We start from the raw sequence: 22521 nt of genomic DNA on the forward strand, positions 1-22521 counted from the left end.
TATCCTTCGGCCAAAACGGTTTTCACTACCATGAGCGAACGCAAGCCCTCCCTCACCTACCGCGACGCGGGTGTCGACATTGACGCCGGCAATGACCTGGTCCATCGCATCAAGGATACCGCGGCCCGCACCCGACGCCCGGAAGTCCTCGGCGGTCTGGGTGGTTTTGGCGCCACGGTGGCCATCCCCGCCGGCTACAAAGAGCCAGTGCTGGTATCCGGTACCGACGGAGTGGGCACCAAGCTTCGCCTGGCCATGCAACTGAACAAGCACGACAGCATCGGTATCGACCTGGTTGCCATGTGCGTCAACGATCTGGTGGTTGGCGGTGCCGAGCCACTGTTCTTCCTGGACTACTACGCCACCGGCAAGCTCAACGTTGATGTGGCCGCCCAGGTGGTGGAAGGCATCGGCACCGGTTGCGAGCTCTCCGGCTGCGCCCTGGTGGGTGGTGAGACTGCCGAAATGCCCGGCATGTACGAAGGCGACGACTACGACCTGGCCGGTTTCTGTGTTGGCGTGGTCGAGCGCGGCGAGATCATCGACGGCTCCCAGGTCCAGGAAGGCGACGCCCTTATCGCCCTGGGCTCCTCCGGCCCCCACTCCAACGGTTACTCACTGATTCGCAAGATCATCGAAGTCAGCGACGCTGACCTGCAGCAGGACCTGGCAGGTCAAACCCTGGCCGATGCGCTGATGGCGCCGACACGCATCTACGTCAAAAACCTGCTGCAACTGCGCTGCGAAGTCGAGATCCGGGCCATGTCCCACATCACCGGCGGCGGCCTGCCGGAGAACATTCCCCGCGTGCTTCCCAAGGGAACCGTGGCCGCCATCGACACCAACAGCTGGCAACTGCCACCCGTCTTCCAGTGGTTGCAGGACAACGGCAACGTGGCCATTGAAGAGATGTACCGCACCTTCAACTGCGGCGTGGGCATGATCATCTGCGTACCGGCCAACCAGAAACAGCTGGCCCTGGACGCCCTGCAATCCATGGGCGAGCAGGCCTGGGAAATCGGCACCATCGAGCGCCAGGACGATCGTGACGCCGACGCAGCGGTTCGCTACGCGCCAGGACTGCTGAACGCATGATGAACCAGGAACTGACCGATCCCCGCATCCTGGTGCTGGTATCCGGCAGCGGCAGCAATCTGCAGGCACTGATCGAAGCCACCCGGGAGCGGGACTACCCGGGGCAGATCGTCGCTGTCGGCAGCAATCGGCCGGACGTCCTGGCCCTGGAACGCGCCAAACGGGCCGGCATCGAGACCTTCACCGTGGACCACCAGAAATTCGGCTCCCGCGATGAGTTCGACACCGCCCTGAAAGCGGAGATTGAGCGCCACAGCCCCGACGTGGTGGTGCTTGCCGGATTCATGCGCATTCTCACACCCGGATTCGTCAACGCCTTCCGCGGCCGGATGCTGAACATCCATCCGTCGCTGCTGCCGAAATACACTGGCCTCAACACCCACCAGCGCGCTCTCGATGCCGGCGACCAACGCCACGGCGTGTCAATCCACTTCGTCACCGAAGACCTGGATGGCGGCCCGGTGATCGCCCAGGCCGAGGTCGCCGTGGCTGCTGATGATGACGCCCAGAGCCTCGCTGCCCGGGTGCAACAACAGGAGCACGTACTGTACCCCATCGTACTGCGCTGGTTCTGCGAAGGCCGGGTTCAGCTGGATGACGAACACGCCACCTTTGACGGCGCCCCGCTGACCCAGCCCCTGGTGCTGCCGGCCGAGGAAGCCTGAAAACGCCCGGCCAAGGAGGCCGGGTTAACGCCCTGTCATTCCAGAGACTTTCCCTTCGGGCTACACTGTGAGCGAGCCAGGGCGATATTCTCACCCTGGCTGCAATCCCGCACTCATCACGACGTTGCCCGGAGAGCCCGTCCATGCCCACCTCGGTCCTGCACCGACTGTTCTCGACCGCCATGATCGGCGCCTTACTGTTCCTGACCAGCACAGTCAGTCTGGCATCCACCACGCCTTCCGAGACGACTTCGCCACTCTCGCTGACGCCCTACGAAGCCAGTTTCAGCGCTTCGCTGGACAAAGGCGTGGCGATTGATGGCGGCGCCACCCGCACGCTGCGACAACTGGACAGTGGCCTGTGGCACTACGATTTCAGGGTATCGTCATTCATTGCCAACATCACCGAGTCGGTCATCTTCCGCTGGCAGGATCATTGCGTGATCCCTCTGCGCTATCGCTACCACCTGTCCGGCATGCTGATCCGTGACCGCGAGCGGCTGATTGACTTCAACTGGCAGGATGGTGTGGTGTCCGGTCGCTATGAGGGTAAGACCTTCGAGTTGCCGCTCCGGCCCGGCAGCCTGGACCCGCTGGGCTACCAACTGCAGCTCCATCAGGACCTGCGGGCGGGATTGACCGATGTGACCTATCAGGTGGTGGACAAGGGGCGCTACGACGAAGACCGTTTCCAGGTCATTCGCCAGGAGCCTCTGCAGACGGAGCTGGGTGAAGTGGAGACCCTGGTGGTAGAGAAAGTCCGCGGGGAAGGCAGCGGGCGCGAAACGCTGATGTGGTTCGCGCCCCAATGGCAACACCTGCTGGTACGGCTGACCCAGAAAGAACCGGATGGCAGCCGATACCAGATTCACCTGGAAGACATGGACCTCAGTGAGCGGCCCACACCGCCTTGACCTCGTCGGCGATGATACGCAACCCTTCGGCTACCTGAGCATCGTCCTGGGAATAGGTCACCCGCAGGCACTCATGGCGGTGACGCCAGTCATCCTCCGGCAGGCCCGGGAAGAAGTAATGGCCGGACACCACCAACACCCCTCGCTCCTTGAGGCGCTGGTACAGTTCCAGGCTGGAAATCGGCAGGCCCGGGAACCACAGCCACAGGAACATTGCGCCCTCCGGCTTGTGCACATACCAGCGAATACCCTCCCCCATAGCCTGGGTAAAGGCCGCGACCGCCCGCTCCATCTTGCCACGATAGAACGGACACACCACTTCCCGGCTGAGGGACAAAATCTCGCCGCTGCGCACCAGAGGCTCCGCCAGCATCGCACCAAAACTGCCGGTGGCCAGGTTCATGATGGCGTTGACCCCGGATAGCGCTGAAATGATGCGCTCATCCGCAATCACAATACCGGTTCGCGCCGCCGGCAAACCCAACTTGGACAGGCTCAGGCACAGCACTATCTGCTCATTCCAGGTCGGCGTTGCCTCCACGAACAGCAGGCTCGGGAACGGCGTACCGTAAGCGCCATCGACAATCAGCGGCACATCATGACGCCGGGCCAGCGCCTCGAGGCGCGCCAGTTCCTCATCCGTGACCACATTGCCAGTGGGATTGGTCGGCCGTGACACGCAGATGGCGCCGGTGTCTGCCGTCACCTCCACCGCATCAAAATCGACCCGATACTTGAACTCGTGGGCGTCGGTGAAGGTGATCTCCGGCTTCACCGCCTTGAACAGCTCCGGCGCAATCCCGGCGTCGGCATAACCGATGTACTCCGGCGCCATCGGCAGCAGGATGTGCCTGCGGTGGCCGTCTTCGTAGTCGCCACCGAACATGTTGAACAGCATGAAGAATGCCGCCTGACTGCCATTGGTCAGAGCCACGTTCTCCGACGCCAGGTTCCAGCCGTATTCCGCGTTCAGCAGATCCACCAGCGCCGCGATGAAGCGTTTCTCGCCCTGGGGCGGATCGTAAATCCCCACCACGCGGCGTACCGCATCGGGATCGGCGGCCAGATCGCCCAACACCTCGGTCAGTCGGGCTTGCACTTCGGGGATGTGGCCTGGGTTACCACCACCCATCATGATCATGTCGTCGCCGGATGCCAGGGCGTTGCCCAGATCCTCCATCAACGACGTGATACCGGCGCCGGCGGTGAACTTGCGGCCGAAAGAAGACAGTTTCATGGTGTGATCGTCCAAGTCGTCCAAGAATCGCCATCCATCGCGATAGCCATTCAGAAAACCCGGGGAGCCCCCGGGACCAGGACCCGACGCCTGTACCCGGCGTACTCAGTCCTGCAGTGATATGCCGATATTGCTGATGCCGTCGTTCGCCGCCATGTCACGCAGCTCGTCGACAAAACGCTCCAGTGGTGTGCGCTGACGCTTCAGGGCCAACACCAGGTCACGCTGGAACGCCTTGTCCGCCTTCATCAGCGGATGCTGATCAAGCAGGCGCACCAACTCATCCTCGTCCAGCGCCTCGCCGTCAGACACTTCAACGAAGTCCACTACGGTGGCCGTTGCCCACTGGGAGGCTTCGGTGGCCCGGTGCCGATCCGGATTGAGCCGGCACAACAGGGCCTGCTCCAGCAGGCGGCAGAAATCAAACGCCGGGTAAACGCCATACGCGTCGTAGGCGTTTACATCCGGTGACAACGCCTCCTGTTTCGTCAGCAACTGCGGGATAGCCGATTCCGACGGCTCCTGCTGCAGCATCTCCCAGGTGACGTCGAGAAGCTGGCGCATCTTGGCGCCGGTCTTCAGGCCCACCGCATCGGCAAACAGGGCGTAGTTTGGAAAGCCGCGCTCGGCCAGAGCCACAATGAAGGCGAACTCTCGCCAGCCATGGAGCTGCTCGACCGCTTTCAGGAACTGGTTGGCATTCATAGCGCTGTCGCCTTGAAGATCGGGAGGGTCAGACGGTCGCGACACCTCATGTTTTTGGCAGGGTCACGCCGGTCTGGCCCAGGTACTTGCCGCCGCGGTCCTTGTAGCTGGTCTCACAGACTTCATCCGACTCGAAGAACAGCATCTGCGCCACCCCTTCGTTGGCGTAGATTTTCGCCGGCAGGTTGGTGGTGTTGGAAAACTCCAGAGTCACCTGCCCTTCCCATTCCGGCTCCAACGGGGTGACGTTGACGATGATGCCGCAACGAGCGTATGTGGATTTGCCCAGGCAGATGGTCAGCACGTTGCGCGGAATGCGGAAGTACTCCACGGTGCGCGCCAGGGCGAAAGAGTTGGGCGGAATGATGCAGACGTCGCTGGTCACGTTGACGAAGCTGTTGTCGTCAAAGTTCTTCGGGTCCACCGTGGCCGAATGCACATTGGTGAAGATCTTGAACTCATTGCTGCACCGCACGTCGTAGCCGTAGCTGGACGTACCGTAGGAGATGACCCGGCCCTTCCCGGACTCACGCACCTGGCCAGGCTCGAACGGTTCAATCATGCCGGCCTCTTCGGACATGCGGCGGATCCACTTGTCGGACTTTATACTCATCAGTTCAATCTCACGGTGAATTCGGACAATGTGCGGACGGGAGTGGTCAAGCCCGCTCCCGTAAACCGGCTATTGTAACCACCCACGCCCACCAACGCCAAAGCCGGCGGAGGTCGCTGCGGAAATCCCTCAGTCGTCGCTGATGGAAATGCTGGGAATGGGCGAACTCAGGTTACGCTGTCGCTGGGACAACAGGGCGCTCAGCCGGCGGGCGATATCGCGGTAGCGACGGGCCACTTCCGAGTCCGGTTCCGCCACCACCGACGGCGTGCCACCATCGGTCTGCTCGCGGATGGTCATGTGCAGCGGCAGCTGACCCAGCAGCGGTGTGTCGTACTCTTCGGATACCCGCTCGCCGCCGCCATGGCCGAACAGCGCCTCTTCGTGGCCACAGTGGCTGCAGATATGCACGCTCATGTTTTCCACCACGCCCAGCACCGGAATGTCGACCTTGCGGAACATTTCAATGCCTTTCTTGCAGTCCAGCAGGGCAATGTCCTGAGGGGTGGTAACCACCACCGCGCCGGTCACCGGCACTTTCTGCGCCAGGGTCAGCTGGATATCGCCGGTGCCCGGAGGCATGTCCACCACCAGATAGTCCAGCTCGTCCCACAAGGTCTGGGTCAGCAGCTGCTGCACCGCACCGCTGACCATCGGGCCACGCCACACCATCGGTGTCTTGTCAGTCACCAGGAAGGCCATCGAGATGGCCTGCATACCATGCGCCTTCAGCGGCAGGAAGTATTTGTTCTCTTTGGTGTCGGGGCGCGTGCCTTCGGCAATGCCCAGCATCATGCCAACGCTGGGGCCGTAGATATCCGCATCCAGGATACCCACCCGCGCACCTTCCTGACTCAGCGCCAGCGCCAGGTTCACCGATGTGGTCGACTTGCCAACCCCACCCTTGCCGGACGCAACCGCGATGATGTTCTTGACCCCGGCGATGGATTTCAGGTCACGCTGGGCCTGGTGGGCATGGATACGCTGATTCACTGTGACCGAAACCGACGCCACGCCAGGCACATTCTCCAGCGCCGAACTCACCAACTGCCGCAGGGCGCCAGTGATGCCCTCAGCGGCGTAAGGCAGCTCAACCACTAGCGACACCTCGCCGGCGTCGTCGATGGTCAGCGACTTCACCGCATCCAGCTGGAACAGATCACATTCGAGATAGGGGTCTTGGTATTGGCGCACGGCGGCTTCAAGAGCCTGCCGGGAAACGTCGGTCATGCCGTTCTCCAGAAAGTGGGGGCGCCACCAGAATGCCAGGCACACCGGCAGCAGCGATGTCGAAAGCCAGCCGCCCCGTCAGTCACCGCTGGCAGGACGCCAGCACCCGGCGCTCGGGGCAACAAAAACGGGCTATCTGGATGAAAAATTACCGGCCGGAAGGTATCATCTGTGCCCGCTTCTGACCACATCCATTATTGATCAAGGTTCGGACACTTAACATGACGCAAGCAAGCGAACAGAAACAGCGCGACATTCTGGTTACCAGCGCCCTGCCCTACGCCAACGGCCCGATTCACCTGGGACACCTGTTGGAGTATATCCAGACTGATATCTGGGCCCGGTACCAGCGAATGCGTGGCCAAAACTGTTACTACGTTTGCGCAGACGATGCCCACGGCACCGCCATTATGCTCCGTGCCGAGCGCGAAGGCATCACCTCCGAGGCCCTGATTGACCGTATCCGTCAGGAGCATCAGGAGGATTTTGCCGGTTTCAACATCCACTTCGACAACTACCACTCCACCCACTCGGAGGAGAACCGGTCGTTCTCGGAGTACATCTACCGGCGTCTGAGTGAGAACGATCACATCGCCACCCGCAAGATCACCCAGGCCTACGACCCGGAAAAAGAGATGTTCCTGGCGGACCGCTTCATCAAGGGCACCTGTCCGAAGTGCAAGTCCGAGGACCAGTACGGTGACAACTGTGAAGTCTGTGGTGCCACCTACACCCCGGCGGAGCTGATCAACCCGACCTCCGCAGTGTCCGGCGCCACGCCGATTGAGAAAGAATCGGAGCATTACTTCTTCCGTCTGCCGGAGTTCACCGACTTCCTGCAGCAGTGGACCCGCAGTGGCGCCCTCCAGCCCCAGATCGCCAACAAGCTGTCGGAGTGGCTGGACGCCGGCCTGCAGGAGTGGGACATCAGCCGTGATGCGCCCTACTTCGGGTTTGAGATTCCTGACGCACCGGGCAAGTACTTCTATGTCTGGCTGGACGCACCCATTGGCTACCTGGCCAGCTTCAAGAACCTGTGTGATCGCGAAGGCATCGATTTCGACCATTTCTGGAACGCCGATTCCGACGCCGAGGTCTACCACTTCATCGGCAAGGACATCATCAACTTTCACGCCCTGTTCTGGCCGTCCATGCTGCACAGTGCCGGCTACCGGACCCCGAGCGCGGTCTGGGCCCACGGTTTCATCACCGTCAATGGCAAGAAGATGTCAAAGTCCCGGGGCACCTTCATCATGGCCCGCACCTACCTGGATCACCTCAATCCGGAGTATCTGCGCTACTACTTCGCGGCCAAGCTCGGCAGCGGTGTCGACGACATGGACCTGAACCTGGAGGACTTTGCCTCCCGGGTGAACTCCGATCTGGTGGGCAAGGTGGTGAACATCGCCAGCCGCAGCGCCGGCTTCATCACCAAGCGGTTTGATGGCCAGCTTGGCACCGTGACCGAGCAGGACAAGCTGAACACCTTTATCGACGCCGGCCAGGAGATTGCCGAGCACTATGAGGGACGTGAGTTTGGCCGTGCGATGCGCCGGATCATGGAGCTGGCCGACATTGCCAACCAGTATGTCAACGACGAGCAGCCCTGGGTGATCGCCAAGCAGGAAGGCCAGGACGCCGCCCTGCAGGCGATCTGCACCAACGCCATCAATATGTTCCGCCTGCTGATGACCTACCTTGCGCCGGTGCTGCCGAAAACCGCCGAAGCCGCCGCCGAGTTCCTCAACAGCCCGCTGAACTGGAACGACCGTGGCGAGCTGCTGCAGAACCACGGCATCAACAAGTTCAAGCCACTGATGAACCGGGTCGACATGGCCCAGATCGAGAAAATGCTGGAGGCGTCCCGCGAATCGGTATCCGCCGAGCCCGCAAAACCGGCCGCCGCAGCCAATCTGGAACCGGTTGCCGATGAGATAGAATTCGCCGACTTTGCCAAGGTCGATCTGCGGGTGGCCAGGATTGTAAAAGCGGAGCATGTGGAAGGTGCTGACAAGCTGTTGCGCCTGACCCTTGATATAGGTCACGGCGAGCGCAACGTGTTTGCTGGTATCAAGTCCGCCTACAACCCGAAAGATCTGGAAGGCCGGCTGACCGTCATGGTCGCCAACCTGAAACCACGGAAGATGAAATTCGGCCTGTCGGAAGGCATGGTGCTGGCGGCAGGCCCGGGTGGTAAGGACATCCACATCCTGTCGCCGGACTCCGGCGCCACCCCCGGCATGCGGATCATGTAGTCTCCGCGGGAGCCTGTTGCAATGTCAGAGTACCTGCTGATTCTGGTCAGCACGATCCTGGTGAACAACTTTGTGTTGGTCCAGTTTCTCGGCCTGTGCCCGTTCATGGGCGTGTCCGGGAAACTGGAGACCGCCATGGGCATGTCCCTGGCCACCACCTTTGTCCTGACCCTGGCCTCGGTCTGTAGTTACCTGGCCTACACCTATTTGCTGGCTCCGCTGGATCTGGCATTTCTCAAGACCATCACCTTCATCCTGGTGATCGCGGTGGTGGTCCAGTTCACCGAGATGGTGGTCCGCAAGACCAGCCCTCTGCTATACCGGGTATTGGGGATCTTCCTGCCACTGATCACCACCAACTGCGCGGTGCTCGGGGTTGCCCTGCTGAATCTCAACAAGCAGAACAACTTCGTGGAATCGGTGCTCTACGGCTTTGGCGCCGCCGCCGGCTTCTCGCTGGTGCTGGTGCTGTTCGCCGCCATGCGTGAGCGCATTGCCGTCTCCGACGTTCCCGTCGCCTTCCAGGGCGCCGCCATCGGCATGATCACCGCAGGACTGATGGCCTTGGCGTTCTTGGGCTTTACCGGCCTTGTCGGCGTCTGACCAGCGGGGTTTATTGCCATGATGACCAGCGTATTGATCGCCGTTGCCGTTCTTCTGCTACTGGCCCTGGCCTTTGGCGGGCTACTGGGCTTTGCCGCCGAACGCTTCCGGGTGGAAGGCAACCCACTGGTGGAACAGATTGACGCAATTCTGCCCCAGACCCAGTGCGGCCAGTGCGGCTTTCCCGGCTGCCGGCCCTACGCCGAATCCATTGCCAATGGCGACGCCATCAACAAATGCCCACCGGGTGGCGAAACCACCATCAAGGCCCTGGCAGACTTGCTGGACGTTGAACCCCAGCCACTGGACGCCGAACACGGCGTCGAGCAGGCCAAACGGGTCGCGGTGATCCGTGAGGATGAGTGCATCGGCTGCACCAAGTGCATCCAGGCCTGCCCGGTAGACGCCATCCTCGGTGCCGCCAAACACATGCACACGGTCATCGCCAGCGAGTGCACCGGCTGCGATCTGTGTGTCGATCCCTGCCCGGTGGACTGTATTGACATGGTCACGGTCGAAGCGGATATCCGCACCTGGACCTGGAACCCGCCTGCCAGCAACCTTATAGCGACGGATCGCCAGGGAGTCGTTGCCTGATGACCAAACTCTGGGATTTCCCCGGCGGCATACACCCGGTGGAAAATAAAGACCTCTCCACCACCCGCCAGATCGAGCCTGCCGGCCTGCCGGATCGTCTGATCCTGCCGCTGCAGCAACACATCGGCGCGCCCGCCGTGCCCGTCGTGGAGGTGGGCGAGCAGGTCCTCAAAGGGCAGCCCCTGGCCACGGTGGACGGTCCGGTCGGGGTACCGGTCCATGCCCCTACTTCCGGCACCATCGAAGCGATTGGCCCGCATCCGGTGCCTCACCCCTCAGGTATGGACGATGTCTGCATTTTCCTGCGCCCGGACGGCGACGACCGCTGGTGTGATCGTCAGCCGGTGGCGGATTTCCACCAGTTAGAGCGCACCGATGTCCTGGATCGTATTCGCCAGGCCGGCATTGCGGGCATGGGCGGGGCCGGTTTCCCCACCAATATCAAGCTGCAGCCTCCCACCGACCGTAAAGTGGAGACACTGATCCTTAACGGTGCCGAGTGCGAGCCCTACATCACCGCAGACGATATGGCGATGCGGGAGCGAGCGGACCAGGTGGCGGCCGGGCTGCGAATTATGGCCTGGATACTTCGCCCCCAGCGCTGCGTGATCGCCATTGAAGACAACAAGCCGGCGGCCATCGCTGCCATCCGGGCCGCCTGTCAGGGCACCCAGGTGGAAGTCTGCGTGATACCCACCAAGTACCCGTCTGGTGGTGAGAAGCAACTGGTACAGATTCTCACTGGGCTGGAAGTGCCCCACGGCGGCATTCCGGCCGACATCGGGGTGATGTGCCAGAATATCGGCACTGCGATTGCCGTCCATCGCGCCATCGATCTGGGCGAGCCGCTGATCTCGAGAATCACCACCGTGACCGGCGAGGCCGTCGCCAACCCGGGCAACTTCGATACGCTGCTGGGCACCCCTATTGACCACCTGCTGACCCAGGCCGGAGTGCAGTCTGAGCGACTCAGCCGGCTGGTACTGGGCGGCCCGATGATGGGCTACACCCTGCAGACCACCGCGATTCCGGTGATCAAGACCACCAACTGCGTCATTGCCGCCACCGCTGCGGAGCTGCCTGAGCCGCCGCCGGAACAGCCCTGCATCCGCTGCGGCGCGTGCGCCGAAGTGTGCCCGATGGACCTGCTGCCACAACAGCTGTTCTGGTACGCCAAAGCCAACGAGTTCGACAAGGCCGAACACCAGAACCTGTTCGACTGCATCGAATGCGGTGCCTGCACCTACGTCTGCCCGAGTGCCATCCCGCTGGTCCAGTACTACCGATACGCCAAGGGCGAAATCCGTACCCAGCAGGCGGAACAGGCCAAGGCCGATCGCGCCCGCGAGCGTTTTGAAGCGCGCCAGGCAAGACTGGAACGGGAACAGGCGGAAAAAGAAGCCAAACGCAAAGAACGGGCGCGCGCCGCCGCTGAAGCCCAGGCCCGCAAGCAAGCGGAAGCCGAACAGGCCCAGAAGACAGAAGCCGACGCCAGCGAGGCTCCGGCAGCCGATGAACGGGCAGCCAAGGCAGCGATGGTGCAACAGGCCCTGGCCCGCAAGAAAGCCAACAGTCAGGGCAACGCCGAAGCAGCGCCCACGCCGGCACCGGTGGATCGGGAGACGCTGGAGAAGCAGCGTGACCAGGCCCGCGACAAGCTTGCCAAGATGCAGGACATGCTGACAGAAGCCCGCAGCAACAATGACGGCACTGTCGACAAGCTGGAGCGGGCGGTCGCCAAGAATGAGGACCGCCTCAAACGCGCCGAAGAGGCCCTGGCCCAGGCGAGCGAACCGTCGCCCTCCGAAGCCACTGTGGAGGCGCAGCCAGCGCCCGTACAAGCCCCAGCGAGTGCCGAAGAAATCGACAGCCTGAAGACCCAGCTTGAGAAAGCCCGAGGCAAACTGAGCAACATGCAGACGCTGTTGGACGAGGCCCGGGCGGACAATGCCGACACCGTGGAGAAACTGGAGCGGGCGGTGGCGAAAAACCAAGACCGGGTGAAACGGGCGGAGGAAGCCCTTGCCCAGGCGCAGACCAGCGAACCGGAACCGGTGGCTGAGGAAGTACCGCAAGCGCCCTCCCCGGAGCCATCACCGCCCGACCTGAATGTCCTCACGGAGCAGCTCGACAAGGCCCAGGCCAAACTGGAGACCATGCAGGGGCTGCTGGACGAGGCCCGCAGCAACAATGGCGACAATGTCGACAAACTGCTGCGCGCGGTGGCCAAGAACGAGGATCGGGTTCAGCGGGCGCGACAGGCCCTGAGCGAGGCCAAAGCCCAGCTGACCACCCAGGACGCCGACTGAGCACCCCAACAGCAATTACCATCAGGCACCGAGCACATGGCACTAAGGCAACAATCCTCTCCCCACGCACGCGGCGCCCGGCCCACGTCCCGGGTCATGCTGTGGGTGATTCTGGCGACGATTCCCGGGCTGCTGGCGCAGACCGTGTTCTTCGGCTGGGGCAACCTGATCAACGTCATCTGGTGTGTGATGCTGGCCGTTGCCGCCGAGGCGGTGATGCTCAAGCTGCGGCAACGGCCGGTGGCGCTCTTCCTGAAAGACAACACCGCAGCGGTCACCGGCCTGCTGCTGGGTCTTTCCCTGCCGCCACTCGCCCCCTGGTGGGTGTCGATGGTGGCAGTGTTGGCGGCCATCATTCTGGCGAAGCAGCTCTACGGCGGTCTCGGCGCCAACCCGTTCAATCCCGCCATGGTGGGTTACGCCCTGGTTTTGGTGTCGTTTCCGGTGGCGATGACCACCAACTGGGCCCAGCCCGGCCTGCTCTGGCAGGACGCCCCGTCACTGGCCGATACCCTGGCCACGATAACCTCCGGACAGCAGACGGCGGTCGACGCCTTCACCATGGCCACACCACTGGATGAGTACAAACACCAGATTGCGACCCATACCGCCGCCGAAGTGCTGCAGCACCCCACCTTTGGTGACGGTATTGCCCGCGGCTGGGAATGGGTCAATGGTGCCTTCCTGGCCGGCGGTCTGCTACTGCTGGCGCTGCGAATCATCACCTGGCACATACCACTCAGCCTGCTCGGTGGCCTGGCCCTGATGAGCCTGGCCTTCGGCAGCAATGAGGACCTCTACGCGCCACTAACCCTCCACTTGCTGGCCGGCGCCACTATGCTGGGGGCGTTCTTTATCGCCACCGACCCGGTGTCCGCCGCCACCAGCCACCAGGGCAAACTGATCTACGGGGCAGGCATCGGTATTCTGGTGTACATCATCCGCACCTGGGGCAACTACCCGGATGCCATCGCCTTTAGCGTACTGTTGATGAACTTTGCCGTTCCCTTCATCGATCACTACACCCCTCCGCGCACCTATGGCCATCACAAGCCACGGCGTGGACTGGCCGGCAAGGAGGCAGGTTAAGATGTCGGCATTAACCCAATCCATCCGGCGTAGCGCTATCGGCCTGGGCCTGTTTGCGGTGATCACCGGCGGTACCATCGCCGTCACCCAGGCCCTGACCAAGGATCGTATTGAAGAACAGGCAGCCCGGGCGGAAGCGCGCGCCCTGTTCGAGATCATTCCCGAGCAGCAGCATGACAACAACCTGCTGGAAGACACCGTCACCCTGCCTGCTGACGATCGTTTCGGTGTCCTGCAGCCAGTGCAGGCCTGGGTAGCCCGCGATGCCGGCGAAGCCGTAGGCCTGATTCTGCCCGCGGTGGCGCCGAACGGCTATTCCGGAAATATCCGCCTGTTGGTGGGCGTTGCCAGCAATGGCGAGGTTCTTGGGGTACGGGTCACCAGTCACAAGGAAACCCCGGGACTGGGAGACAAGGTAGAGCGCAAGAAATCCGATTGGGTACTGTCGTTCAATGGCCGCTCGCTCACCAATCCCGCCCCCTCGGGTTGGGCAGTGGTAAAGGATGGCGGCGTGTTTGACCAGTTCACCGGCGCCACCATCACCCCACGGGCCGTCACCGGTTCGGTCTATCGCAGCCTGCGCTACCTTGCAGCCCATCAGGAGCTGCTACCACCAAACTTCGACCTGCCCTCGCCACAGGAGTCCCGCTGACCATGGCCACCAAGAGCAACGCCGAGATTATTCGCGACGGCCTCTGGAGCAACAACCCGGCACTGGTTCAGGTGTTGGGATTGTGCCCCCTGCTGGCCGTGACCAGCACTGTGGTCAACGCCATTGGCCTGGGCCTGGCCACCCTGCTGGTGCTGATGGGCTCCAATCTGGCAGTGTCGCTGATTCGCAACTTCGTCTCCGATTCGGTACGGCTGCCCGCTTTTGTGATGATCATTGCGTCATTCGTTACCTGCGCCGAACTGCTGATGCAGGCGTTCACCTACGAGCTGTACCAGATTCTGGGCATCTTCATCCCGCTGATCGTCACCAACTGCGCCATACTGGGCCGGGCCGATGCCTTTGCCAGCAAGAACCCTCCCCTGCCGGCCCTGCTGGATGGGGCCATGATGGGGCTTGGGTTCCTCGCGGTGCTGGTGATTCTTGGTGGCTTCCGGGAGCTGGTGGGACAGGGCACCCTGTTCACCGACATGGACCTGTTGCTCGGGCCAATGGCCGCGGACTGGGGTTTCCGCCCCCTGGCCAACTACCCGGACGTGCTGTTCATGATCCTGCCGCCGGGGGCGTTCATCGGGTTGGGCCTGCTGATCGCCATCAAGAACGGCATCGACAACCGCCTCAAAGCTCGTCAGGCGCAGGTCCCCAAGGAGCCGGCAACCACGGGCAGCAAACGGGTCCGGGTCACCGGACAGGTATCCTGAGCACTGAACTTTTGTTATGAACAAGCAAAAACGTACTGAAATCTTTACCCGGTTGCGGGATGCCAACCCCAATCCCACCACCGAGCTGAACTACAGCAGCCCGTTTGAGCTGCTGATCGCCGTCATCCTGTCGGCGCAGGCCACCGATGTCGGGGTCAACAAGGCCACGGCCAAGCTTTACCCGGTGGCCAATACCCCGGAGGCAATTCTGGCCCTGGGGGTGGATGGGCTCAAGGAATACATCAAGACCATCGGGCTGTTCAACAGCAAGGCCGAGAACGTCATCAAGACCTGCCGCATGCTTTTGGAGAAGCATCAGGGTGAAGTGCCGGACAACCGCGAGGCGCTGGAAGCGCTGCCCGGTGTTGGCCGCAAGACCGCCAACGTGGTGCTGAACACCGCCTTCGGTCAGCCTGCCATGGCGGTTGATACTCATATATTCCGAGTCTCAAACCGTACCGGTATAGCGCCGGGCAAGAACGTGCTGGAAGTGGAGAAACGCCTGGTCCGGCTGGTGCCCAAAGAGTTCCTGCTGGATGCTCACCACTGGCTGATCCTCCATGGCCGCTACACCTGTACCGCCCGCAAACCGAAGTGCGGCATCTGCATGATCGAGGATCTGTGTGAGTTCAAGGACAAGCGGGATTACCTGTAGCTGGTAATCGTGCGCAGGCTGACCACGGCCGCGGTCAGCCCGGGGGCTTTAGCTTAACGCTGGCCCAGCATTTTCTGTTTGAGGTCTTCCTGAGCAGGCTCGTCGGACAACCAGATACCGAACAGCGCCTTCTTGAATTCCAGGCCGCCGACTGTGGCGCGAGCGTCACCATTCTTCAGCACCCGAACCCCTTCCCCTGGCAGATAGACCAGATCGAAGACATCGCCTTCCTTGATTTCCTCGGAGAAGACATCCAGAAACGCGTTGACGTCGCTCTGGATCGGCGCAAGGTTGCCACCGGTGGCACTTTCAAAGCCTTCCAGGGTCGCGGATGTCATCTTCTCGCTGGTGATCAGCCCGGAGATGATATGCAGGGTGATCGCCTGGGGCTCATCGGCATTGATCACCGCAGCTGCGTCACTGGCCTTCTGCGGGGTGTATAGACCACCGACGTACAGATCCATAAACCACTTGGAACGGGTGCCAGCGCCGTTGAGGGTCAGTTCAGACTGCTGGGCGGTATAGGTGTCTGGTACATCGACGCCTTCCACGGTCAACGCCATGGCAGGTGTCGACAGGGCTGCGGACAGCACCCAACCGGAAATCAGTGTTGATAGGGCCTTGTTCATCGTCCTTTCCTTTATGTTGTTATGGTTGCGTATTGGTTCGTAGCTCATCATTACGACTCAACATGACGCTCGCCGATTGTAACAAGGCGCTTCAGACACGAGACGTAACCTGGTTCTCATTTGCGCGCCATAAAAAAACCGACCACAGAGGGTCGGTTTCCGGGTTGCGGCGAACGCAACCAACGACGAGCAAGCCTGGGATGATTCCCCCAGGCTTGCTACCCGAAAGCGTTTACATGAACAGCATGTTACCGGAAAGGCCTTCTTTTTCAAGGATTTCCCGAAGCCGGCGCAACGCTTCGACCTGGATCTGGCGAACCCGTTCACGGGTCAGGCCAATTTCCTGGCCAACTTCTTCCAACGTGCTGGTAGGATAACCACGCAGCCCGAAACGCCGTGACAACACTTCCTGCTGCTTGTCGCTGAGCTGGTCCAGCCAGTTCTCGATGCAGCTGCACATGTTGTTGTCCTGCAAAAGATCCGCCGGATCGGACGCGCCCTCATCGGCAACGGTATCCAGCAGAGACTTCTCACCGCTGCTGCCGATCGGGGTGTCCACCGAGGCGACCCGTTCGTTCAGACCCAGCATGCGTTTGACGTCTGCCACCGGCTTGTCCACCACCTTGGCGATCTCTTCCGCCGACGGTTCGTGGTCCAGTTTCTGGGTCAGTTCACGAGCCGCCCGCAGGTACAGGTTGAGCTCCTTGACCACATGAATCGGCAGCCGGATGGTCCGGGTCTGATTCATGATGGCGCGTTCAATGGTTTGACGAATCCACCAGGTGGCGTAGGTAGAGAAGCGGAACCCGCGCTCGGGATCAAACTTCTCAACTGCCCGAATCAGCCCCAGGTTGCCTTCCTCGATCAGATCCAGCAGGGTCAGGCCGCGATTGACGTACCGACGGGCAATTTTCACCACCAGCCTCAGGTTGCTTTCGATCATCCGCTTGCGACCGGCTTCCTCACCTTTTCGGGCCAGTCGTGCGAAATAGACCTCTTCCTCCGGCGTCAGCAGTGGAGAGAAGCCTATCTCATTGAGATAGAGCTGGGTGGCATCCAGTTGTTTCTGGCTGCCGAAATAGCGTCCCTGGGGGGGTATGTCTTCCTTGGTGGGGGAGCCGTCCTGCTCCTGAGCCGATCTCTTGTCTTCAAGGGAAACGGCCTCGACTTCATCGTCGGCTTCGTCAACAGTGGTTTCACGTTCGATGATGAGTTCTTCATGTTCTACTGACATATGCTAATCCCGCCTTTGAATGACCCGGTTTATCCGTCTGCCTGTTTTGTAGTTGTCGCAGACGCCTGCTGTTTCGTTCGTTGTTGTTTGTTCAGGGCATTGTTGCCGCCGTCTCGCATTTCAGGCCTGCGATCGACGTGACGTATTGTTATATGCGGTTTTGCTGTGGCGCCGGATGTCAGCGAGGAGGCAGGTAGCGTGAGGGATCGACTGGGTTGCCGTTCTTACGAATTTCAAAGTGCAACTTGGGTCTATCCGCTCCGCTGTTTCCCAGCTCTGCGATGACTTGCCCGGCTTGGACGTCCTCCCCTTCTTGCACGAGTATGCTCCGGTTATGGGCATACGCACTCAGGTAGTGCTCGTTATGGTTCACAATGATCAGGTTGCCGTAACCGAGCAACCCACTTCCGGCATAGACAACATTACCAGCGGCTGCCGCCCTGATCTGGTCACCGGTATTGCCTGCAATATCGAGACCTTTGTTGATCTTGCCAGTTGTTGAAAATCCTGCAATTACGGTGCCAGCATGAGGCCAGCGCCACTCGATGCTGGAAACGGTCTGGGTGCGGTTGGTATCCACCCGGCCAGACTGACGACTCGCCTGTTGACCGTTGCGTGAACTGGATGCGGATGCCCTCGAGGACGCCCGGCTTGTGGTGGATGCAGAGCTGCTACGGGAGGCCGACGGGGTCCGACTGGCCACAGTCTGGCGGGATGAGGTTACAGTTCCACGACGGTCGAGATGCAGAACCTGCCCCGCCTGGATGTGGTACGGCGGATCAATGCCGTTGGCGTTACCCAGTTCTCGGTAATCGCGGCCATAGCGCCAGGCGATGCTGTAAAGGGTCTCGCCACGCTTGACCACATGCTGACCCCAGTACACCGGGGGGTTGTAGGAATCGTCGCTGTAGATTGACTGGGAGTTACAACCGGCCAGCCACAGCAACATCGCCACCAGCAGCAGGCTGCGGCGGCGGCGGGCACGGAGGGCGACGTTGCGCCCTTGCCCCTGCGCGCCCTGACGGGCGCTATTGGAAGGGGAAGCAGGAGTCACGGTGCGAGTCGGCCGATAGTTGAGCTTTGTTAGAATAAAAACGTCTTAGCCATTCGAAATCAATATAAAAAACCGGAGGCGATCTAAACTGTTATCACTAACTCGCTAATATATTGCACATTTTCTGTGCAGTTCCAAGTTACCGCCTCTTGGTATTTGTTACTGGCGGAAACAGATTAAAGCTCGGATAGGTAACACTTTGCAAAAACAACTAAACGAACACAGTGTCATGTTTTTGCTGCCGCTTTTGGCAGTCGACGCTGCCCCAGCCACTCCACCAACAGCACGGCCGCAAAGCCCGCAACGGCTAACCCCAGGGCCAGCGCCCACTGTGACGGCTCACCGGTGAGCTCGCTAAACCGGCCCGGCGACACACTAACCTGACTCAACGGAACCTGCTCGCCGGCACTGTTGGTGCGCCAGCTCAGGGTCTCTTTCCAGGGCCAGACCTTGTTCAACGCACCAATCATGAAGCCAGTCAGTAGTGCCATTACGGCATCGTGATAGCGGTGAATCGCCCAGGTCAGCAGTCGGGCGATCGACAGCAGGCCCACCAGACAGCCAGCGGCAAACAGCCCCAGGGTGGCAAACTGGGCACCCTTGATGGCTGCCAGTACCGGCGCATACATCCCCAGAATCACCAGGATGAAGCTGCCAGAAATACCCGGCAGTATCATGGCACAGATGGCCAGCGCCCCGGCGCCGAAAAGCACCAGCCCGGACGGTGACACCTGTCCGACCGGCAGGGTGGTTACCCACCAGGCAAACACCACACCCAACGCCAGGGGCGCCAGCAATGGCCAGTCGGGCCGCTGCAGTTGCCTCAGCACGTGCCACACCGACGCCAGAATCAGGCCAAAGAAGAAACTCCACAACAGGATCGGATAAGCCTGCAGCAGGTAGCTGATCATGGAGGCCATGGTCACGATGCTGACCAGAATACCTGCCAGCAATAGTGTCAGAAAGGTGCCGTCGCACCGCACCCAGAAGGCTTTGACGCGTCCTTTGAGCAGCTCTCCCAACACCGCCGAGGGTACGGCGTTCACCGCCGCCAGCAGACGAAAGTAGATACCGGTAATGAACGCGATGGTGCCACCGGAAACGCCGGGAACGATGTCGGCTGCGCCCATCGCCAGCCCCCGCAGCGCGATGCCCAGAGCGCTATGGCTGCGATCGTCCGCCTGACTCATCGAACCACCCCGCCCAGCAGGGGCACAAAACGCACCGGTTCCAGTTCGGTCTGCACGAATTCGTCGCCCTGGCGTACGGTCTGCACCAGCATCTGGGTGGTCTCGCCGACCGGCGCGATCAACACACCACCGTCGGCCAGCTGGGAAAGTAACTCGGAAGGCAGCACCTTGGGTGCGGCGGTGACAATAATGCCATCGAAGGGCCCCTTCTCAGGCCAGCCAATACCGCCATCCGCATGGCGCAACACCACATTCCTCACCCCGAGAGTACGCAAGCGATCACGGGCCCTGTCCTGCAACGGTTTGATACGCTCAACACTGAAGACTTCATCCACCAGCCTGGCGAGGATGGCGGTCTGGTAACCAGAGCCGGTTCCCAGCTCCAACACCCGGGAGGGACTATGGGCCATCAGCGCGGAGGTCATTCGGGCAACAATGTAGGGTTGTGACAGGGTTTGGCCATGGCCAATCGGCAGCGCGGTGTCCTCATAAGCACGGTGAGCCAGCGCCTCGTCCAGGAAGATGTGGCGTGGTACGTCCGCCATCACATCCAGCACCTGCTCGTTGTCGATGCCATGCTCCCTCAAGCGCTGGATCAGTCGCATCCGCGTGCGCCGGGAGGTCATGCCTATGCCCTGAAGTTCACTGCTCATTGATTCGCGCCCTCCAGCCACTGTGCCAGCGAGCCCAGCGCTTCGTGCCGCGTCATGTCCACCTGGACCGGCGTCACCGATACGAAACCGGCGCGAATGGCGGCAAAGTCGGTACCCGGACCATCATCGCCCCCATCCCCGGCGGCGCCAATCCAGTAGCGCGCCCGCCCGCGGGGACAGGTGACTGGCACCGCCCCTTCGGCACGCCCGCGGTGGCCAAGCCGGGTCACCTGGAATCCGGCCAGCTCCTGCCAGGGACGGTCTGGCACGTTGACGTTGAGGATGCAGCGCGGCCCCAGGGACAGCGGACGCCGCCACTCCAGCAGGAAGCGGGCAACCCGGGCGGCGGTATCGAAATGGCCCCGCCCCTCGCTGGCCAGCGACATGGCAATCGCCGGCAAGCCCAGGTGGCGGCCTTCGGTGGCAGCGGCAACGGTGCCGGAGTAAATGACGTCGTCGCCGAGGTTGGCGTGGGTATTGATACCGGAGATCACCCGGTCGAAAGGCGCGTCAAACAGGCCGTTAACCGCCAAATGAACGCAATCGGTAGGGGTGCCATCCACCGACTGGAAGCCGTTGGGGTGACGTTCCACCGTCAATGGACGGTTCAGGGTCAGGGCGTTACTGGCCCCACTGTGATCCCGGTCGGGAGCCACCACTTCCAGCTCCGCCAGACCACTCAGCTCGTCATGCAGGGCCACCAGCCCCGGAGAATGGACACCATCATCATTGGACAACAGAATACGCACAATCATCTCCACGGGCCCCGACCCTCCCGGCGATCCCTGCGCCGTGGCAATCATGTCCGTGGGGTGTAGCCCTTTCGTTATTTTACCAAGTCCCTGCCAGAGCCGACGCTGCAACCCTGACAGTCAGCCCACTAATATGCCCGCTTTAGCCGCTGGCTGCGAGTCCACTGGCATCCTGAAGCTCGAAAACGTTGCCAATCAGCGCCGTGGCGTATTGTCCTGCCTGCAGATGAAACGTGAGTGTCAGCTCGGACACTGATGGCCACTGCCACTCCAGTTGCCCGGGTAACAGCACCAGCGGACGCCGCTCGGGCGACATGCGGGAAGCGGCAAACACCGCCTCCAGCTCCGGCATCGCCGCGACGACCTGCCGCTCCAGGGTTTCCTGAACCTCAGTGGCGCGGGTACCGCCATCCCCCCACAGAGGGCCCGTGGGCCGCTCCGGGTCAGGCTCGCCCGGCAAACGCTGATGCCAATTGCCCTGTCGAACCCGCTCTGCCAGCACCGCGTTGAACAGCCAGGAACGGGCAGCAGAGAGGTAGAGGCCGGCCTTCTGGCGATTGCCATGACCACGGCGACGCTGGGGTCGATGGCCTTTTTTGGCGTCGGCAATGGCCCGGTCAAGGTTACCACCGTTGTGGCCAAAGCGCTGGCGGCCAAAGTAGTTGGGGCAGCCTTCCCGGGCCACCAGGTTCAGAGCCGATTCGATGGCAGCCCGGTCGCCTTCCACCGCCACCAGGGTAATGCGGAAGCGATTGCCGCGATGGTCTCCCCGCCGCAGTTTGCGGTTGAAACGGTGACAGGCCAGCACCGGCCAGCGTTCGGCCACCGTCGCCACGAAGTCAACATCCTCGGCTTCCCGGCCAGGTCGCTGGATGCTGAACCACTGCCGGGTCACCGCATGGCGATCCTTGAGGCCACAGACGCCCACTTCATGGGCCCGGCAACCGGCGAGATCGGCCAGCTGGCGGGCCACATAATCAGTGTTGTCGCCACACTTCTCGAGCCGCAGACACAGGTGCTCACCTCCCCCCTGGCGCTGATCGGCACCGCATTCCTCGGGAAACCCGGGCAGCCCCAGATCCTCGTCGACAAAGAAGGTTTCCGGAGATACCTTGAGCACTGCCCGGCCAACCCGGCCTTCACCGGATACGGGCCAGTCCAGACACCAGGGTGATGGATCAGCGGTCATGGTCAGCAGCCTCCAGCAGACAGACCGCCTGGCAGGCTATGCCCTCACGACGGCCGGTGAACCCGAGTTTTTCGGTGGTCGTCGCCTTGACGCTGACGCAGTCCACCGCCACGTTCAGGTCTTCCGCGATGTTCCGCCGCATGGCGTCAATGTGGGGAGCCATCTTCGGTGCCTGGGCAATCACCGTGGTGTCGACATTGACCACCCGGTAGCCCCGCTGGTGCACCTCCGCCATCACCCGCCGCAACAGGTCGCGGCTGTCCGCCCCCGCCCACTGGTCACTGGTATCCGGAAAGAAGTGACCAATGTCCCCCAGTGCCAGGGCACCGAGCAGGGCGTCGGCCAGGGCGTGCAACAGCACATCACCGTCGGAATGGGCCTTGAGTCCCTGACTGTGGGGAATACTCACACCGCCCAGTATCACCCGGTCGCCGTCACAAAACGCGTGGACATCGAAGCCTTGGCCTATCCGCATGGGGTTC

General features: G+C 61.7%; 23 protein-coding genes and 1 pseudogene. 12 read left to right on the top strand and 12 right to left on the bottom strand.

The genetic code is table 11. From position 1 onward, the window contains the following. The first annotated feature begins 30 nt into the window (after positions 1-30). The 3 genes from purM to J2887_RS13075 all read left to right on the top strand — a co-directional run bounded on the left by purM (position 31) and on the right by J2887_RS13075 (position 2674). Complete coding sequence (gene purM / locus J2887_RS13065) at positions 31-1095, top strand: phosphoribosylformylglycinamidine cyclo-ligase (protein ID WP_227171557.1); 1065 nt, start codon at positions 31-33, stop codon at positions 1093-1095. After that, complete coding sequence (purN, locus tag J2887_RS13070) at positions 1092-1760, top strand: phosphoribosylglycinamide formyltransferase (protein ID WP_227171558.1); 669 nt, start codon at positions 1092-1094, stop codon at positions 1758-1760. Before purM ends, purN begins: the two co-directional genes overlap by 4 nt. 143 nt (positions 1761-1903) lie before the next feature. Beyond that, the gene (locus J2887_RS13075; RefSeq protein WP_227171559.1) at positions 1904-2674 is read left to right on the top strand and encodes a DUF3108 domain-containing protein; all 771 of its coding nucleotides are present in this window, start codon (positions 1904-1906) and stop codon (positions 2672-2674) included. Here the strand turns inward: J2887_RS13075 and J2887_RS13080 are convergent. From J2887_RS13080 to apbC, 4 genes are all read right to left on the bottom strand, one after another. Next, on the bottom strand, positions 2649-3911 hold the full coding sequence (locus J2887_RS13080; RefSeq protein WP_227171560.1) for a valine--pyruvate transaminase: 1263 nt from the start codon (positions 3909-3911) through the stop codon (positions 2649-2651). The two genes, J2887_RS13075 and J2887_RS13080, sit on opposite strands and share 26 nt — an antisense overlap. A gap of 105 nt (positions 3912-4016) precedes the next feature. Continuing rightward, a complete protein-coding gene (locus J2887_RS13085) occupies positions 4017-4616 on the bottom strand; it encodes a YjaG family protein (RefSeq protein WP_227171561.1) in 600 nt (199 codons plus the stop codon). 46 nt (positions 4617-4662) lie between these two features. Further along, entirely contained in the window at positions 4663-5229 is a 567-nt protein-coding gene (gene dcd / locus J2887_RS13090; RefSeq protein ID WP_227171562.1) for a dCTP deaminase, read from the bottom strand. 129 nt (positions 5230-5358) lie between these two features. Then, the gene (apbC, locus tag J2887_RS13095) at positions 5359-6459 is read right to left on the bottom strand and encodes an iron-sulfur cluster carrier protein ApbC (RefSeq protein WP_227171563.1); all 1101 of its coding nucleotides are present in this window, start codon (positions 6457-6459) and stop codon (positions 5359-5361) included. On the opposite strand from apbC, the gene J2887_RS13100 reads away from it, so the two are divergent. The 9 genes and pseudogenes from J2887_RS13100 (at position 6458) to nth (ending at position 15338) form a co-directional block, all read left to right on the top strand. After that, on the top strand, positions 6458-6679 hold the full coding sequence (locus J2887_RS13100) for a hypothetical protein (protein ID WP_227171564.1): 222 nt from the start codon (positions 6458-6460) through the stop codon (positions 6677-6679). The genes apbC and J2887_RS13100 overlap by 2 nt on opposite strands. Before the next feature lies 1 nt (position 6680). After that, positions 6681-8714 carry a methionine--tRNA ligase gene (gene metG / locus J2887_RS13105; RefSeq protein WP_227171565.1) on the top strand — a complete coding sequence of 678 codons (2034 nt, stop codon included), beginning with the start codon at positions 6681-6683 and terminating at the stop codon, positions 8712-8714. Between the two features lie 21 nt (positions 8715-8735). Continuing rightward, positions 8736-9317, top strand: a complete 582-nt coding sequence (rsxA, locus tag J2887_RS13110) for an electron transport complex subunit RsxA (RefSeq protein ID WP_227171566.1) — start codon at positions 8736-8738, stop codon at positions 9315-9317. Positions 9318-9338: 21 nt separating this feature from the next. Beyond that, positions 9339-9914 carry an electron transport complex subunit RsxB gene (gene rsxB / locus J2887_RS13115; protein WP_228752880.1) on the top strand — a complete coding sequence of 192 codons (576 nt, stop codon included), beginning with the start codon at positions 9339-9341 and terminating at the stop codon, positions 9912-9914. Then, a pseudogene (gene rsxC / locus J2887_RS13120) lies at positions 9914-11728 on the top strand (electron transport complex subunit RsxC); the annotation flags it as partial. The gene rsxB and the pseudogene rsxC, both read left to right, overlap by 1 nt. Positions 11729-12259: 531 nt before the next feature. Next, positions 12260-13312, top strand: a complete 1053-nt coding sequence (gene rsxD / locus J2887_RS13125) for an electron transport complex subunit RsxD (RefSeq protein ID WP_227171568.1) — start codon at positions 12260-12262, stop codon at positions 13310-13312. Between the two features lies 1 nt (position 13313). Further along, complete coding sequence (gene rsxG / locus J2887_RS13130) at positions 13314-13964, top strand: electron transport complex subunit RsxG (protein WP_227171569.1); 651 nt, start codon at positions 13314-13316, stop codon at positions 13962-13964. A 2-nt stretch (positions 13965-13966) separates the two neighbouring features. Beyond that, complete coding sequence (locus J2887_RS13135) at positions 13967-14683, top strand: electron transport complex subunit E (protein WP_227171570.1); 717 nt, start codon at positions 13967-13969, stop codon at positions 14681-14683. Between the two features lie 16 nt (positions 14684-14699). Next, entirely contained in the window at positions 14700-15338 is a 639-nt protein-coding gene (nth, locus tag J2887_RS13140; RefSeq protein ID WP_227171571.1) for an endonuclease III, read from the top strand. Positions 15339-15391: 53 nt separating this feature from the next. On the opposite strand, the gene J2887_RS13145 is transcribed toward nth, so the two are convergent. From J2887_RS13145 to ispF, 8 genes are all read right to left on the bottom strand, one after another. Continuing rightward, positions 15392-15967, bottom strand: coding sequence for a chalcone isomerase family protein (locus J2887_RS13145; RefSeq protein ID WP_227171572.1), 576 nt, complete (start codon positions 15965-15967; stop codon positions 15392-15394). Positions 15968-16199: 232 nt separating this feature from the next. Continuing rightward, positions 16200-17201, bottom strand: coding sequence for an RNA polymerase sigma factor RpoS (gene rpoS / locus J2887_RS13150; RefSeq protein ID WP_227171573.1), 1002 nt, complete (start codon positions 17199-17201; stop codon positions 16200-16202). A 178-nt stretch (positions 17202-17379) separates the two neighbouring features. Further along, positions 17380-18150, bottom strand: coding sequence for a peptidoglycan DD-metalloendopeptidase family protein (locus J2887_RS13155; RefSeq protein ID WP_228752881.1), 771 nt, complete (start codon positions 18148-18150; stop codon positions 17380-17382). Between the two features lie 332 nt (positions 18151-18482). Next, positions 18483-19445: a DUF368 domain-containing protein gene (locus J2887_RS13160; RefSeq protein ID WP_227171575.1), complete on the bottom strand. Its 963-nt coding sequence runs from the start codon at positions 19443-19445 to the stop codon at positions 18483-18485. Further along, positions 19442-20098: a protein-L-isoaspartate(D-aspartate) O-methyltransferase gene (locus J2887_RS13165; protein WP_227171576.1), complete on the bottom strand. Its 657-nt coding sequence runs from the start codon at positions 20096-20098 to the stop codon at positions 19442-19444. The genes J2887_RS13160 and J2887_RS13165 overlap by 4 nt, the downstream gene beginning before the upstream one ends. Then, entirely contained in the window at positions 20095-20847 is a 753-nt protein-coding gene (gene surE, locus J2887_RS13170) for a 5'/3'-nucleotidase SurE (protein ID WP_227171577.1), read from the bottom strand. The genes J2887_RS13165 and surE overlap by 4 nt, the downstream gene beginning before the upstream one ends. A gap of 145 nt (positions 20848-20992) precedes the next feature. Continuing rightward, complete coding sequence (gene truD, locus J2887_RS13175; RefSeq protein ID WP_227171578.1) at positions 20993-22039, bottom strand: tRNA pseudouridine(13) synthase TruD; 1047 nt, start codon at positions 22037-22039, stop codon at positions 20993-20995. After that, positions 22029-22514, bottom strand: a complete 486-nt coding sequence (ispF, locus tag J2887_RS13180) for a 2-C-methyl-D-erythritol 2,4-cyclodiphosphate synthase (protein WP_227171579.1) — start codon at positions 22512-22514, stop codon at positions 22029-22031. The genes truD and ispF overlap by 11 nt, the downstream gene beginning before the upstream one ends. Positions 22515-22521 lie beyond the last annotated feature (7 nt).

The sequence above is a fragment of the Marinobacter sp. CA1 genome (genome assembly GCF_020546665.1).
Taxonomy (GTDB): Bacteria; Pseudomonadota; Gammaproteobacteria; order Pseudomonadales; family Oleiphilaceae; genus Marinobacter; species Marinobacter xestospongiae.

Excerpts from the sequence above, each read along its gene's own strand:
- metG (WP_227171565.1), top strand. The coding sequence starts at position 6,681 with ATGACGCAAGCAAGCGAACAGAAACAGCGCGACATTCTGGTTACCAGC.
- apbC (WP_227171563.1), bottom strand. The coding sequence starts at position 6,459 with ATGACCGACGTTTCCCGGCAGGCTCTTGAAGCCGCCGTGCGCCAATAC.
- rsxD (WP_227171568.1), top strand. The coding sequence starts at position 12,260 with ATGGCACTAAGGCAACAATCCTCTCCCCACGCACGCGGCGCCCGGCCC.
- J2887_RS13100 (WP_227171564.1), top strand. The coding sequence starts at position 6,458 with ATGCCGTTCTCCAGAAAGTGGGGGCGCCACCAGAATGCCAGGCACACC.
- rsxB (WP_228752880.1), top strand. The coding sequence starts at position 9,339 with ATGACCAGCGTATTGATCGCCGTTGCCGTTCTTCTGCTACTGGCCCTG.
- rsxG (WP_227171569.1), top strand. The coding sequence starts at position 13,314 with ATGTCGGCATTAACCCAATCCATCCGGCGTAGCGCTATCGGCCTGGGC.
- ispF (WP_227171579.1), bottom strand. The coding sequence starts at position 22,514 with ATGCGGATAGGCCAAGGCTTCGATGTCCACGCGTTTTGTGACGGCGAC.
- rsxA (WP_227171566.1), top strand. The coding sequence starts at position 8,736 with ATGTCAGAGTACCTGCTGATTCTGGTCAGCACGATCCTGGTGAACAAC.
- J2887_RS13135 (WP_227171570.1), top strand. The coding sequence starts at position 13,967 with ATGGCCACCAAGAGCAACGCCGAGATTATTCGCGACGGCCTCTGGAGC.
- dcd (WP_227171562.1), bottom strand. The coding sequence starts at position 5,229 with ATGAGTATAAAGTCCGACAAGTGGATCCGCCGCATGTCCGAAGAGGCC.
- purN (WP_227171558.1), top strand. The coding sequence starts at position 1,092 with ATGATGAACCAGGAACTGACCGATCCCCGCATCCTGGTGCTGGTATCC.
- rpoS (WP_227171573.1), bottom strand. The coding sequence starts at position 17,201 with ATGTCAGTAGAACATGAAGAACTCATCATCGAACGTGAAACCACTGTT.
- J2887_RS13160 (WP_227171575.1), bottom strand. The coding sequence starts at position 19,445 with ATGAGTCAGGCGGACGATCGCAGCCATAGCGCTCTGGGCATCGCGCTG.
- J2887_RS13075 (WP_227171559.1), top strand. The coding sequence starts at position 1,904 with ATGCCCACCTCGGTCCTGCACCGACTGTTCTCGACCGCCATGATCGGC.
- J2887_RS13155 (WP_228752881.1), bottom strand. The coding sequence starts at position 18,150 with ATGTTGCTGTGGCTGGCCGGTTGTAACTCCCAGTCAATCTACAGCGAC.
- purM (WP_227171557.1), top strand. The coding sequence starts at position 31 with ATGAGCGAACGCAAGCCCTCCCTCACCTACCGCGACGCGGGTGTCGAC.
- J2887_RS13165 (WP_227171576.1), bottom strand. The coding sequence starts at position 20,098 with ATGAGCAGTGAACTTCAGGGCATAGGCATGACCTCCCGGCGCACGCGG.
- nth (WP_227171571.1), top strand. The coding sequence starts at position 14,700 with ATGAACAAGCAAAAACGTACTGAAATCTTTACCCGGTTGCGGGATGCC.
- truD (WP_227171578.1), bottom strand. The coding sequence starts at position 22,039 with ATGACCGCTGATCCATCACCCTGGTGTCTGGACTGGCCCGTATCCGGT.
- J2887_RS13080 (WP_227171560.1), bottom strand. The coding sequence starts at position 3,911 with ATGAAACTGTCTTCTTTCGGCCGCAAGTTCACCGCCGGCGCCGGTATC.
- J2887_RS13085 (WP_227171561.1), bottom strand. The coding sequence starts at position 4,616 with ATGAATGCCAACCAGTTCCTGAAAGCGGTCGAGCAGCTCCATGGCTGG.
- J2887_RS13145 (WP_227171572.1), bottom strand. The coding sequence starts at position 15,967 with ATGAACAAGGCCCTATCAACACTGATTTCCGGTTGGGTGCTGTCCGCA.